The 14486-nt window shown below is 42.1% G+C and carries 12 protein-coding genes; 4 read left to right on the top strand and 8 right to left on the bottom strand.

The window, feature by feature from the left end:
- Nucleotides 1-137: 137 nt before the first annotated feature.
- Together AC0L46_RS13995 and AC0L46_RS13990 are read left to right on the top strand one after the other, a co-directional pair.
- Nucleotides 138-2531, top strand: a complete 2394-nt coding sequence (locus AC0L46_RS13995) for a methyl-accepting chemotaxis protein (RefSeq protein ID WP_473504440.1) — start codon at nucleotides 138-140, stop codon at nucleotides 2529-2531.
- A 325-nt stretch (nucleotides 2532-2856) separates the two neighbouring features.
- Nucleotides 2857-4923 (top strand): TonB-dependent siderophore receptor, encoded by a 2067-nt coding sequence (locus AC0L46_RS13990; protein WP_473504438.1) that lies wholly within the window; start codon nucleotides 2857-2859, stop codon nucleotides 4921-4923.
- Between the two features lie 89 nt (nucleotides 4924-5012).
- Here AC0L46_RS13990 and AC0L46_RS13985 read toward each other — a convergent pair whose 3' ends face one another.
- Together AC0L46_RS13985 and AC0L46_RS13980 are read right to left on the bottom strand one after the other, a co-directional pair.
- The gene (locus AC0L46_RS13985) at nucleotides 5013-5672 is read right to left on the bottom strand and encodes an NADPH-dependent FMN reductase (protein WP_473504436.1); all 660 of its coding nucleotides are present in this window, start codon (nucleotides 5670-5672) and stop codon (nucleotides 5013-5015) included.
- Nucleotides 5673-5752: 80 nt separating this feature from the next.
- On the bottom strand, nucleotides 5753-6340 hold the full coding sequence (locus tag AC0L46_RS13980; protein ID WP_473504434.1) for a TetR/AcrR family transcriptional regulator: 588 nt from the start codon (nucleotides 6338-6340) through the stop codon (nucleotides 5753-5755).
- Nucleotides 6341-6482: 142 nt separating this feature from the next.
- Here AC0L46_RS13980 and AC0L46_RS13975 point away from each other — a divergent pair, with 142 nt between their 5' ends.
- On the top strand, nucleotides 6483-7037 hold the full coding sequence (locus AC0L46_RS13975; RefSeq protein WP_473504432.1) for a carboxymuconolactone decarboxylase family protein: 555 nt from the start codon (nucleotides 6483-6485) through the stop codon (nucleotides 7035-7037).
- Between the two features lie 83 nt (nucleotides 7038-7120).
- Here the strand turns inward: AC0L46_RS13975 and AC0L46_RS13970 are convergent, their stop codons facing one another.
- A complete protein-coding gene (locus tag AC0L46_RS13970) occupies nucleotides 7121-8002 on the bottom strand; it encodes an NAD(P)-dependent oxidoreductase (protein WP_317003355.1) in 882 nt (293 codons plus the stop codon).
- Between the two features lie 594 nt (nucleotides 8003-8596).
- Between AC0L46_RS13970 and AC0L46_RS13965 the strand changes: the two genes are divergently transcribed.
- Nucleotides 8597-9262 carry a TorF family putative porin gene (locus tag AC0L46_RS13965; RefSeq protein ID WP_414680159.1) on the top strand — a complete coding sequence of 222 codons (666 nt, stop codon included), beginning with the start codon at nucleotides 8597-8599 and terminating at the stop codon, nucleotides 9260-9262.
- Nucleotides 9263-9404: 142 nt separating this feature from the next.
- Here AC0L46_RS13965 and AC0L46_RS13960 read toward each other — a convergent pair whose 3' ends face one another.
- The 5 genes from AC0L46_RS13960 to cydB form a co-directional block, all read right to left on the bottom strand.
- Entirely contained in the window at nucleotides 9405-9656 is a 252-nt protein-coding gene (locus AC0L46_RS13960; RefSeq protein WP_414680160.1) for a TIGR03643 family protein, read from the bottom strand.
- Nucleotides 9657-9738: 82 nt separating this feature from the next.
- A complete protein-coding gene (locus AC0L46_RS13955) occupies nucleotides 9739-11400 on the bottom strand; it encodes an amino acid ABC transporter ATP-binding/permease protein (protein WP_473504429.1) in 1662 nt (553 codons plus the stop codon).
- Nucleotides 11366-13153: a thiol reductant ABC exporter subunit CydD gene (gene cydD / locus AC0L46_RS13950; protein WP_473504427.1), complete on the bottom strand. Its 1788-nt coding sequence runs from the start codon at nucleotides 13151-13153 to the stop codon at nucleotides 11366-11368. Before cydD ends, AC0L46_RS13955 begins: the two co-directional genes overlap by 35 nt.
- Before the next feature lie 5 nt (nucleotides 13154-13158).
- On the bottom strand, nucleotides 13159-13269 hold the full coding sequence (gene cydX, locus AC0L46_RS13945) for a cytochrome bd-I oxidase subunit CydX (RefSeq protein WP_072837837.1): 111 nt from the start codon (nucleotides 13267-13269) through the stop codon (nucleotides 13159-13161).
- Nucleotides 13270-13348: 79 nt separating this feature from the next.
- Nucleotides 13349-14485 carry a cytochrome d ubiquinol oxidase subunit II gene (cydB, locus tag AC0L46_RS13940; RefSeq protein WP_473504425.1) on the bottom strand — a complete coding sequence of 379 codons (1137 nt, stop codon included), beginning with the start codon at nucleotides 14483-14485 and terminating at the stop codon, nucleotides 13349-13351.
- Between the last annotated feature and the right edge of the window lies 1 nt (nucleotide 14486).

Below are 14486 nucleotides of genomic sequence, written 5' to 3'. Positions count from 1 at the left end.
AGGCTTTTTTTACAGTCGGCCAACAAAGGAATACTAGACATATCTCAAATAACGGCTAAATTAATGATATAACTCAGTTTCTTATAAAAAAATCAGTGTTACAAAACATGTAAATTTATCTTCTAGGAGCCGCAAAGATGAATATCAGCATAAAAATGCGCCTTATATTATTAGGGACTGTTCTCGCGTTTATCCCTGCATTAATAATAAGTCTATTAATCAAAAATGCTGCTATAAAAGACGCCTCCACCATAATAGAAGCAGACGCTCGCAATAAACTGGTTGCCTTAAGAGATGTCACCTCAGTTAACATTCAAGATTATTTAAATTTCATTAATGACCAACTCATCACTTATTCCAGTAATCTGATGATTATTGAAGCAATGAAAAGCTTCGCACCAGCCTTCCATGAATATGTAAATCAAACACCAGACAGTGAATTAGCCAATACCAAACAAGAGTTATTGGGTTTCTATCGAAACCAGTTCGATAAGCAGTACCAATCATTGAATGGTGGGAAAACATCGTCACCTGACAATCTGTATCAAGAAGCAGGAAAATCAGCTTGGGTCATGCAGTCTTTATATATCAGTGGCAATCAAAACCCTCTCGGAGAAAAGCATAAGCTAATCGATACCAAATTAGATAATGACTATTCTCGCTTGCATGCAAAATTTCACCCTTCCATAACGCAATATCAGCAGCTTTTTGGGTATTACGATATTTTCCTTGTGGATGCAGAGACAGGTCATATTGTCTACAGTGTGTTTAAGGAATTGGACTTCGCTACCTCCTTAAAAAACGGGCCTTACGCAAATTCAGGGATTGGAGAAGCATATAAAAAGGCTTTAACAGCAACCGATAAAGACCAAACCTTTTTAACTGACTTCGCACCTTATCAGCCGTCTTATAATGGCTCAGCCTCTTTTATATCGTCCCCTATATTCGATGGAGGCAAAAAAATAGGCGTAATGATTTTCCAAATGCCAGTAGATAAAATCAACAATGTTATGAACCACCATAATGATTGGCTAAATAGCGGCCTTGGTGAAACAGGTGAAACCTATTTGGTTGGCTCAGATAAAACCATGCGCAGCAATGCGCGAGGGCTAATAGAAAATAAGCAAGAATACTTGGACGTGCTGACTAAATCTGGTGTATCCGCTCAAAAGATTCAAACACTTGATACTAAAGACAACACCATTGGCTTACTGACAGTTGATACGCAAGGCGTTCAAAGCGCTCTAGGTGGGAAATCAGGGGTCGCTTCTTATAATAATGCCCATAACCAAATGGTGCTTTCTGCCTATAAACCACTAAAAATCTTAGGTTTAGATTGGGCAATCATGAGTGAAATCACACAAGAGGAAGCCTTCAGAGAGGTCAAGCTGCTTGAGAAAAGGCTTTCATCTCAGATCTTATACTTTGTTGCAGGATTTTTAGTCTTGGGTGGTTTACTAGGCTGGGGATTGGCTTATATTATCACTCGTCCTATCAATCAAGTCATAACGACTGTACACGGAATAGGCGAAGGTGAAGGCGACTTAACCCAACGCTTGGACGTTAAAGGTAAAGACGAAACAGCTGCTCTTGCTAATGGCATCAATACCTTTATTGGAAATATTGACGAGACTTTTTCCGCCATATTGAACTCAGTTGTTCGCCTTATCCCTATTTCTCAAGACATCGCGAATGTGAATGAAAAAATTTCCAAAGCATCTCAAGAGCAGAAATCCTTTTCAGATGAAATCAATAAACAGCTTAATGAAACAAATGAAGCAGCCAAACTTGTAAACGACAAACTTGAACAGATACATGGCGCTGCCACCAGCGGTAACCAAGTAGTTGATAATAGCTCCAGCGCAGTGGAAGATATCAATAAGACCATGAAAGCTTTGTCTAACAACATATCTGAAGCGGTAGCAGCCATTAACACGCTTACGCAAGATACAGACCGTATATCTGGCATTATTGATGTCATCAATGGCATAGCCGAACAAACTAATTTATTAGCCTTAAACGCAGCAATAGAAGCTGCACGAGCAGGTGAAGCTGGACGAGGTTTTGCTGTGGTTGCAGACGAAGTAAGAACACTGGCATCCAAAACACGCCAATCAACAGATGAAGTAACCGACATGGTAAACAGCATTCAATCGAGTACGAAATCTGTTGTAAACCTGATGGATAATAGCCAAAAAAATGCCGCAAGTTCCTCTGATAATGTTGCTCAAGCCACGCAAGAGCTAGATCATGTTAAGAAGGCCATGACTGCTATATCTGAACGAGTTCATGATATATCCGAAGCAATAAACGCCCAGCAATCAAGCTTTATGGAAATCAACAACACCTATGAAGTTATGGGGGAAAGCTTCCAGAAAGCCCAACTATCAACGGAAGAATCCATGCTCGTGGGTAAAGACATCACCAAGCTCGGCGATACCATCATGCAAAAAATCAGCAAGTTTAAAGTCACAGATCAGACCTGGTCTACATCCCGACGTAACCAGATACGAAACGACGAAACGGACTAATTTGTCTTAACGCAGACAACTGAAACATCAAGTAGTCACCTCATATAAAAAATGGCCACTAAATACTTAACTGAATTTAGTGGCCATTTTGTCTTGTTTATACTCAGCGACGCTCTTCTAACAACATCTCAACGCTTTCTTCATTGTTTAGACTTCTGCTTATTTTATAATTTATTCGACCTTATCCTCACTTTTACAACAAAAACTGTAGATTTTATGCCATTTCCTTGCACTTTCAATTGAAAGTGATTCTCAAAATCATTAATATGCACTTTCATTTCTCCCACAGTGATTGGTTATTATGCGCTTAAAAAAATCCCTCATTATGATGCAAGCTTTCGGAGCGCTTGCTTTTTCCACTGCCGCTTTAGCAGAAACGTCATCAGACAATGTACTGTCTATTGAAGTAGAAGGTCGTGCTCTTACACTTTACAAAGAAGATGAAGCAAGTGTAGGTACTCGTACAAACACCCCAATTGATGAAACACCTCAGTCAGTTCAAGTGATTACACAGGAATTAATTGAAGATCAGGCTGCAAATGAAGTAACTGACCTATTCCGCTCAATGTCAGGTGTTTCTTATTTCAACTATGGCATCATCAAAATGCGTGGTTTTGAGCAAGAAAGCCAAGTGCTTTACGATGGCGTTAAAGGCGACCCATTCCGCACCTTTACCATCCCTCAACTCTTTAATATCGAAGAAGTGCAGACCCTGAAAGGTCCAACAGGAGCACTGTATGGTGCAGGTGAAGCTGGCGGTGTGATCAATTATGTGACCAAGAAGCCGACTTACGGGCAAGAAAACACGATTGAATTAGCCGCAGGAAATAAAGATTTCTTGAGTGGCAGTGTTGAGTCTTCCGGTCCAGCCAATGAAGACGGGACACAACGCTATCGTGTTGGCATTTACTCAAGCAGCGAAGACTCCTATCGAAACAATGTGGAAGAAGACAATGAAATCATTGATCTGGGCTATGCTTGGGATTTAAGTGATGACAGCACGCTAACACTTCAATACACACACTTCTATCAGCTGGGCGAGCGTGTTCGTGGTGTACCTATTGATTCTGATGGAAATTTCTTAGCGGATTTATCTTGGAACAGTAACGAACCGGATGATTACCAAGAATTTGAATCTGATATTTTCCAGGCCAACTTAGAGCACTCTATTAATGACTGGTTGGATAGTAACTTCACATTTCGTTACTACGAAACAGAAGAAACTCAGAAATACCATCAATCACGCGCTTTAACCGACACAGATTCTGATGGGGTTGATGATGCAGTGACACGTCAATACCGTGATCAAACTCGTATCTACAAAGGTTTTGATCTAGCGTCTTACTTCGTTGCAGACCTTGGAGAGCACACAATCGTTACCGGTGCAGACTACCACTTTGCCAGTGAAGATGAGCTCTTTTATTATTCTGGAACAACGGATGGAACAAGCTCTACACCTTCTGCATTAAGCCTTACAGATCCGAGCTATGACGATGATATAAGCGCTTATGATATGAGCCTGAACCGTGATAGAAGTACAGATCTAAATCAAGTAGGTATTTACGTACAAGAGCAATGGCGTGCCACAGATAAAATCAACTTAGTTACAGGTGCACGTTTAGACTATATTCAAGAAGATGTTGTAGACAATGATGATGGCAGCGACAACGCTTCCTATGATGATATTGGCTATTCCGCTCGAATTGGTGCTACATACAACATGAGCTCTCAGTTTAAGCCGTACACATCATTCTCTACTGGATTAACACCACAAAGCGCATCGGACCAACTATCATCTGAAGATGGTAGCCTTTTTGACCCTGAAGAAAACCAACAGTTTGAGGTTGGTGCTCGAACTTATTTAGCAAACAATAAATTAAATCTAAATATGGCGCTTTTCCACATTGTTAAAAACAATGTTTTAACGGAAGACCCTGATGACGATGATTATAATGTTGCCATTGGTGAAATTCGCAGCCAAGGTTTTGAGTTAGACATCCTTGCTGATATTACACCACGCTGGGTTGCTAACATCAGCTACACCTATACTGATTTAGAGGTGAAAGATGATGATGACGCACTTAGAGTTCTATCAAACTCTCCTTACAATCAACTAGGCCTTTGGACTCGCTATGAGTTCCCTAGTATTGACTCTTCTATCGCCTTTGGTATGGATTATGTAAGCGAGCAAACTGATCGTGATGAAAACACTATCAAGCCTTACACAATCTATGACCTTTCGTGGCAAACAAGATGGCAAGATTGGAAATTCCAAGCCAACATCAAAAACTTGTTTGACAAAGAATATGCGATTGCAGGTTTTACCACTGAGTCTGGTGCCATCGTCGGTGAACGCCGTCGTATTTACTTAAAAGCCTCTTACGATTTCTAATCGAGTCAGTTAACAGGCAACAAAAAAGCGGATTCACTAATCAGTTAATCCGCTTTTTTTATGATTGAAATAAATGAAGGTGTTTTCTATCAGGGCGCGTTACGTTGTGAAGGATCGGCTACAAATTCTTTAGCCAACGAAAAGGGATCAACTTCCTCTTTGTGCTGTTTTGTGGCCTGTGCCCACCAAGTCAATTGATGAAACGTACGACCAAAATAGTCAAACCAAGCACTTCTATCTTCGCCTTCCTGTACCTGACCCTGTTCATCAAACACTTCTTGAGCTTTTGGTACATGAATCATAGCGGAAACCGATAAACACCCCAGTTCAGAAAGAAAAGTACGCATGCCAACTGCTGCACGCATGCCACCCCACTGCCCTGCTGAATAGGTCACAATCGCACTCGGTTTATAGGAAAATAGCGAGCTACCAAAGTGATTCAATAAATTAGCGAGCGCTGGACTCATAGAATGGTTGTATTCTGGGCTTACCATAATAAACCCATCTGCCTCTGCGATTTTCCCAGCCAAAGAGTCCAAAGCGTCTGGCGCGCGTCCCTTTGCATAAGCAAACTGAGGCTTAAAAACCGTTTCTAAAGGGTAATCAAGCGCATCCACCAGCTCAATATCATGATCAGAAAATCGCTCAGACAAACAAAGCATACAAGCTTGAGCGACTCTCTCTCCTAAACGTGCTGGCTTTGGTGGCGTGCTATTACGAACCGTACCTAGAAATACCAAAAACTTCATCTTCCTCTACTCCCTTCAGAAATCAGTTCCTAACATTTTACTCGTAAATCAAGGCAAATAAATGACGAGAGTCAGAAGACTTATTGGAAAGGATGATGATCAAACAACTCATCGATCATCTTTTCTAACGGACCATTATCATCACTGGTTTTAGCGTAAACACGTAAACCGGTAATTTGAATTTGTAGAAAACGCGCCAGTTCTTGTGGGTCTTTACTTGTATCCATTTCCTCTTTCTTTTGCGCCTCTACAATAAGTTGTGCGAACTTATTCTCTACAGACTTTAAAGCGTTTTTCGCGACACTTAACAATTCAGGTTGATCATCTGTCAGCTCTGCAACCGTCTTGGCAAGCATACACATACAGCTTGGCGCTTCATTTTGAGAGTCAATAACCACTTGTTTAATAAAATCTTTTAGAGCCTCTACAGGCGAAGAAGACTGTACGCGTAAATTCTCCAACTCCGTTAAACCCAGCTCAGCATAATGCTCTAATGACGCTTTGAAAACACCATCTTTACTACCAAATTCGGCATAAATACTTCCTGGTCGCAAATCTATCGCGTCTTGTAAATTACGCATAGAGGTCGCGTGATACCCCTTTTCCCAGTAAAGATTCGTTGCGTTTTCAATCACTTGCTGGCGATCAAACTTGGCTTTTTTACTCATGACATAACCTTATGACAAAAAATAATTGAGCGATTGTTCAAATATATCTTGAACGAACGTTCAAATCCAGATAAATTGCTCTTCATTGAAAGGAAAAACCTTTTAACAAATACTTAACATCATGAAATAAAGGATACGAATTATGAGCGAATTTACATTCCACTCTCTTGAAACAGCACCTGAAGGTAGCAAAGCAATCCTCGAAGGCGCAGTTGAGCAAATGGGTAAAATCCCAGGTCTTTATGCCGTTATGGCGGAATCACCAGAAATTTTGACGGCTTACACGCAATTGCATCAAGCTTTCACAAACACTTCTTTTAATGCGGAAGAATTAACAGTGGTATGGCAAACCATCAATGTTGAGCATGAATGTCATTTCTGTGTTCCTGCGCACACAGCGATTGCCAATATGATGGGAGTAGATCCAGCACTGACAGAAGCATTACGCAATAGCCAACCAATGCCAACACCTAAGCTACAAGCTTTGCAAGATCTTACTTTGTCTATTGTTCGTAACCGTGGTTTTGCATCGGATGCAGAATTGGAAGCTTTCTACGCTGCTGGTTATGCTCAAAAGCAAGTATTAGAAATTATTCTAGGCCTCTCTCAAAAAGTGATCAGTAACTACGTTAACCATGTTGCTAAAACACCTGTTGATGAAATGTTCCAACAGTTTGCTTGGACGAAAGCTAAGTAATTAAAAGCTTACAAACAAAGCGCAAAAACAAAAAAACCACGTACTATCAAAAGACAGTACGTGGTTTTTTTAGGTTATTAAGATTACTTGTTTAGAGTTTTGAAGTAATCAAAGATAACTGGAACATCGTTTTGACCCAAGCCAGCGTCAACAGCAGCTTGCAAGCTCTTAGAAGTACCTTGAGCGATCAAAGATTCAGTACCTAGCTCTTCACATAGAGCAAGGAAGTAACCAAGATCTTTGTTTGCGTTAGCAACAGAGAAACCTAATTTTTCTTCGCCGTCTACAGCGTAGAATTTACAGAACTGCATGAATGGAGAGTTAGAAGGACCAGCAGACATGATGTCAAACAATTGCTGACCATCAACACCAGCACGCTCTGCAACAGCAAATGCCTGAGACATAGTTGCAACAGTCGTCATACCCATGAAGTTGTTAACTAGCTTAGTTACATGACCGGCACCTAGTGCACCTAGGTAGAAAACGTTTTCGCCTTGCTCGTCAAGAACTGGTTTAACTTTTGCGAACGTAGCTTCATCACCAGCGGCCATGATGTTCAATAGACCGTCTTTAGCGTGAGCTGGTGTACGACCTAGAGGAGCGTCAATCATGCCAGCACCTTTAGCAGCAAGATCAGCACCGATTTTCTTAGTAGAAGCAGGGATAGAAGTACCGAAGTCAATTAATGTTTTGCCTTCAGACATACCAGCCAAGATACCTTCTTCACCGTAAACAACTGCTTCAACTACGTTAGAAGTAGTTAGGCAAAGCATTACGATATCGCTTTTTTCAGCCAATTCTTTACCTGTAGCCGCTTCAGAAGCGTTACCACGAGCAAGAACAGCAGCAACAGCGTCTTTGTTAAGATCCATTACGTTTACTTGAAAACCGCGAGTTTGTAGGTTTTCAACCATGTTGCCGCCCATAAGACCAAGGCCGATGAAACCAATAACTGGTTTAGTCATATATAACTCCTAAAAAAACTCAATTGTATTATTATATGTTCACTAGAGCGTGAGAATATACACCTTTTTGGCGTCAGACACACACCGAATCCATGTAATTTTTTCATCTGAATAGCTAGAATGGCTCAAAAAATGTCTAAAAGGCCATAAAATAGTATCTAGGTGGAAGTTAAAATCTTTTTAATTTCAGTAAGTTAATCCAGTCTTTTTGATTTATATCGAATAAATTCCACATAATTTTAGACTTAAATATTTCTCCTCCCAAAATTCTCCATTATTAATAAACATAAACAGGCAGCCCAACAGATAATAGAAAACCAATCTAAGCCTTATCGCTCTTCTCTTCCTCGCTTTTTTGACTAAACATCCACAACAAAACAAGAAAAAACACCACTACAACTGCGTAAAGAAATACACGGAAAAAGGAGAAAAGAAGACAAGAGAACATAAGGTGTGTAAGAAACGTCTAGAAACTATGTACCGCCAATTGACCCAATAATCAGAGCCCTCTACTCTCAGCCGACAATGCAGATGCCCTTGTTTACATCATCGGATTTAAATGAGGTTATTTGACTCAGCGAGAAAGGACAAACAATGAAAAAACTTATTACCCTGACAATGATTAGTTTTGCGGCTACAGGAGCCCATGCTCAAACCACTAAACAAATTGGCCTCATGACTGACTATTTGTTCCGCGGCATTACACAAACGGATAACAACCTTGCTGCCTATTTCAAAGCCACAGAGCAAGTTGGTAATGCTTATGGCGGCATTCACTTGATCAACATTGATACATCCGACGACGCAGAAGGCTTACCTGTCGAAATGGACGTCCGCTTTGGCTATAACAACCAATTTGATGGATTTAATATCGACCTAGAAGTCATCACCTATAACTATCTTGTCGATGAAAAAGGCGATGAAACTGAATTCAAAATCGGCACCTCATTCGGTAACAATTTAGATCTCGCTCTTTACCGTGGCGTGAAAAAGAAAACTTGGTACCCAGAACTAAGCTATGAAGCACTCTTAAGTAATCGATTGTATTTAGATGCCTCAATAGGCTACTGGATGCCAGACGATTCTAACGATACAGCCCTTACCGTACGTACAGAATTGGGACGAGATTTTCCTGAATTGTATGGCGTGGACATTTACGCAGCGATTGATTTTATTAGCGACAGCACACCATTTGGTGGCACAAACGACCAAGATGATTCAAACACTGAATTTGTCATTGGTGTTCGTAAAAACTTTTAGAGCACGGCTTTACGCTTTATATATTCAAACCGAGTCACCGTCTTGTATCAGGGGTTAAACACTCATAGAGTTTGCTGCAACCAATCGAGAGCAGCTTTAGCCCCTTCACATAGATAAATGAGCATAAATCACTGAGACAGCACTATTTATGCTTATATTGCGTAGGGCAATAGGCTCTTGAAACCTCAGGATTTCTTAGCTTCAAATGCTTGGTCGAACGCCCATAAACTCTTGAGCGCCATAACTTAAAGCTACGAGGTGTTAAGCAGCTACGCATAAGGCGAATCACACCCGATTCATTAAGACCAAATTGTGACTCGATCGCCTCAAATGGCGTTCTATCCTCCCACGCCATCTCAATAATTCGCGATTTATTTTCTTCAGACAATGCCATTATGAATTCTCATAGATAATGAATTGATCTGTTTTACGCAGCAGCTTGAGTTTTAGTTCAAAAAACTTCTTAGGAAAGAATTTTAAAGTTCGACAATTTTCGAATCATCCGCAAGACTGCTCTCGACGTGGCTGACTAGAATGAGAATCTCAGGTTTGTAGTCATTTTTCAGAGACTCACAAATACGTTCTATGGTCGCTTTATCAAGCCCGTCGAATGGTTCGTCTAGAAGTAACACAGGTGACTTTCTGAGAAGTAAACGTGCCAAGGCAAGACGTTTACGTTGCCCGCCGGATAAATTACGTCCTTGAGAACTTAGTAGTGTTGCCAAATCATTTGGCAGATTCCGCGCCCAGTATCCTAACGAAACCGCGTCGAGCACGTTCCACAACTCGTCATCGGTTGCACCTGGATTACCCAGTCGTAAATTGGCTGCAATACTTTGTTGGAAAATATAAGGCGACTGAGGTAAATAGCTTATTTTGTCTTGGTAGTCTTGATTGCCGTATAAATCTTGTTTTTTACCGTTAACCAAAGCATCGCCAGACGACAAACAATCACCGGCTATCGCAGCCAATAATGTCGATTTACCAGAACCACTGGCACCACGAACCCAAATTAAATCGCCCGAGTTTATTTGCAGATCAATTGGTTGATTGCCCATATTGCTAGACGCATGAAAGCCTCGCCAGCGTTTAAATCCTATAGACTGAATCGCTTTATCTGCCATAACAGGCTGCGATGTCTCCTCTTGATGTAATTGATTCAAGCGACGTAAACCAACTTGAGTTTGTCCCTGCGCCACGAAAGATTGCACCAAAGGCAAAACTAGCTCATTCACGGCCAATAAAGACAACACAAAGCCCACAAACCAAGTGCCCTGTACGCCCTCCACCAGCATCCAACGACCTGTTTCAGCTTGCACATCGCTAACTAAATAAAAGCTGCAAAGCAGCAGCAAAATGGTGATAGCATAAGACAATAAACGACCTAGGCTGACGGCTTGTTGAATCTTGATTTCAGTTTTGCGTTGTCGCTCATCTAACTGATCAAGACGTTGGGCATAGTCTTGCCAATGACCACGAATGGTTAAAGTAATCAAGGCAGAAAACAAACTAACAAAACGACTGCGACGATGCACGCCTAAAATCTGTCCAACATGCACCGCGTGACTGGCGGTATAACCACAAAAATATGGCACAACCACAGTATGTAAAACAGCCGCAACAGCCAAAGGCCAAAGCAAAACAGGCAAGATAAAATACGCCAGAACGGACACAGCCGCATAGCTTAAGAAAGCGTATAGCCAAGGTAAAAACACCACCAAGGGCCAGCGAATAATCTGATCAAGATCGCTTACTAAACGCTGTAATAAATCCCCTCGACTTTGTTCATGTAAGTTCGCAGCGTCTTTGGCAACACGCTGATCCCACACCCAAAGGCGTAAAACACGTAACAAGCCTAATAAATGATTATGAGCAGACACTTGTTCACCATAACGCCCCGCTGTGCGCAAAATGGCCATACCACGAACAATTGCACCTGGCGTTAAGTAGTTGAACACCAACGCTGCACCGACGGCGCTTGCTAACCCAGCAGCCGAAATAAACCAACCGGAAATCCCCAACAGCGCAACACCTGCCAAGCTTGCAGCAACGCCGGTAAGAAGAGGAATAATAAAACCCCAAGGGTTAGCAAATAAAAGACCTTTAAGCGACAGCTTGTTTGTTTTGACCTTGCTCATGCAAACCTCCTTGCGTCAGTGGCCAGTGTTTATCAGCCCAAGCAATAGGATGTGTATCGTGACTCACGATCAATAAGGTTTTGCCTTTGGAAACCTGCTCCAATGTGGACAGCACAGCTTGCGCTGTGTCTGCATCTAACCCAGAGCAAGGCTCGTCAAGCAACCAAACATCCGCTTGAGACAACAAAGCCCGTGCGATAGAAAGTCGCTGCATTTGTCCGCCAGATAAGCCAGAACCTAACTCAGTTAGCTTAGTTTCCAATCCCGCTGGTAAAGCTTGGATAAAGTCATCACATTGGCTTTTTTGCAAAGCTAATTGGATATCTTCTTCATTTGGCGCTTGGAAGCCTTCACGGCTTTCCAAACCTAAAAGCAAGTTACGACGAATGCTGCCGTTCACCCATTCTGGTGTTTGCGGCAACCAAGCCAGTTTGCTTCGCCAAGCAGCTAAGTCGATATACTGAAACGATTGGTCCTTAACGAATAACTGACCTTGGTAATCTTCTTCAAAACCCAGTAAAAGATGCAATAAACTGGATTTACCTACGCCAGATTCACCGCTCAACCAAACTCGTTCACCTTGAGCAATCTCGCCTGAAATTGGCGCAAGGCGATAACGACCAGCTTCGCTCCAACTCAAATGATCAAAGTAAATAAAACTGTCTGAATCAGCCTTTGTTTTTGTGACTGATTGTGTAGCTTGTTCGTTTTCGTCTGCCATCGACTCATGAATGTGAGTGTTTAACACCTCTAACAAATCTGTCGCTGCGGCTTCGGCTTTTTGCTTCGCGTGGTAATCGTTACCTAATTGGCGCAAAGGCAAATAAAACTCTGGCGCTAGTAATAAAAGAAACATCGCTTGCGTTAAGGTCACAGGCGACGAGCCAACTTGCCAAGGTAGTATTTCCAACAAGCCAAGTCCAAGATACAAGGCGATCATAGCGATGGAAAGTGACGCAAACAGCTCCAAAGTAGCAGTCGATAAGAAAGCCAGTATCAGTACATTCATGGTGGTTTTTTGATACGCACCTGAGCTGTCAGATAAACGTGCTCTGGCTTCGCCGGTACGATTCAGACGTTTTAATTCGGATAAGCCCTGGCTCAAATCCATAAACTGATTGGATAACATGGCCAAAACGCTAAACTGGCGTCGATTGGCTTGAGCCGCTTTATGACCAACAAAAATCATAAAAATGATCACCAAAGGCGCGGTCATCATAAATACAAAAAAGGCGATCCAAGAAATAGAAACAACAGACAACAGAATGACACAGGGAATAAGAGTCACCATAAAGACTTGAGGTTTATAGCGACTGAAGAAATCGTCTAACGCGTCTACTTGTTCATAAACGCGGGTAGACAGCGCCGCATCTTCTTCTATTCGTAACCGAGCTGGGCCCAGTTTCGTCAGATGCGACACCAATTTACTGCGCAAGCCATAACGAATATGACGGCTTGCGCTGGTACAAATACGTTCTCGTCCAAAGTTAGACAAAGCACGCAATAACAAAGCAAACAAACCAATAGCTAAAAGAGGCAGAGAGAAAGACTGATACAAGGCCATATCCGAGAAGACATTCGCCAACGCCCACGCCTGCATAACCAAAGACACGGAAAACAACACACCAAAGCCTTGAGCAAGCCGGTATTTTGCAGACTCTTGGTTGGCTAATTCTCCTAAAAATTGCGCTTCTGGCGTCTTAATTCGACCAGCAGAACGCCTTTCTTTTTTTGCTCTCTTGCTCTTTGTCATCAAGTTTACTTCTGCTCCTCTTCACCTTCATAACCGCTGAATTCCAACCAAACAGCATTGATAATGCCGAAAGAACAAGCTAATAAAACACCAAGAACCCAAGCAAAATACCACATATTTTCTTCCTCTCATTTGTTGCTTAAGGCTAGGACTCGTGAGCCCTAGCGTTTTGCATAACCAACTCAATACAATTTTCTAATACAAAGAGTGGTTGTTTTCTTCAATGTGTTTCTTAGTCAAACGACCGTACATGACAAAGTAGTTCCACAAGGTGTAACCCAAAACAATCGGCACAAAAATGCACGCCACAACAAACATAATCATCATGGTGTTTTGACTAGAAGTGGCGTCCCACATTGTCAAACTCATGCTTGGGTAACTTGAAGAAGGCATTAAGAATGGGAACATAGAACCACCCGCTGTCACTATGATGCCAGCAATACCTAATGATGAACTCAAGAAAGCCAAAGCACCTTTTTTCATCACACTAGTAATGGCAGCAAACAACATACCTGCGATTCCAACAATAGGCGCCAAGATAAGCGCTGGCACTTTCTCGTAATTCGCTAACCATGCGCCCGCTTGTACTTCTGCTGTTTTCATTAACGGAGTCATGACTTGGTTACCGTCAATGTCGCTTGTTAAAACATAACCATCAATGCCGTAAGCCAACCAAACACCAGCAAGGATGAATAAAACAGCAGCTAATGCGCCTGTAATGGCCGTAATACGACTCGCTTTATTCAACAATGCAGCATCGGTTTTCATTTGTAGCCATGCGCCGCCTTGTGTCATCAGCATCAGCAAGCTAACCAAACCACACAGAATTGCAAATGGATTCAGTAAGGCAAAGAAAGAGCCGGTGTAAGTCACACGTAGGTACTGGTCGAACTCAAACGGTACGCCTTGCAACAAGTTGCCAAACGCCACACCGAAGATGATAGGTGGCACAGCTGAACCGAAAGTAATTCCCCAATCCCAACTGTTGCGCCATTTTGTGTTTTCTAGTTTTGAACGGTAGTCAAAACCGATCGGGCGGAAGAATAACGCCGCCAACACCAACATCATGGCAAAGTAGAAACCAGAGAAAGACGTCGCATACACCACAGGCCAAGCCGCAAACAAAGCACCACCCGCGGTAATAAACCAAACTTGGTTGCCATCCCAATGGGGCGCAATCGAGTTGATCATGATACGACGTTCAGAATCCGTTCCACCGATTATGTTTAGTAGACTCCCAACGCCCATGTCGAAGCCATCCGTTACGGCGAAACCAATCAGTAAAACACCGATCAATACCCACCAAATTACTTTTAATAATTCGTAATCCATC

The sequence above is a fragment of the Marinomonas sp. 15G6-16 genome (assembly GCF_055809555.1).
This window is presented reverse-complemented; position numbering and strand designations above follow the sequence as displayed.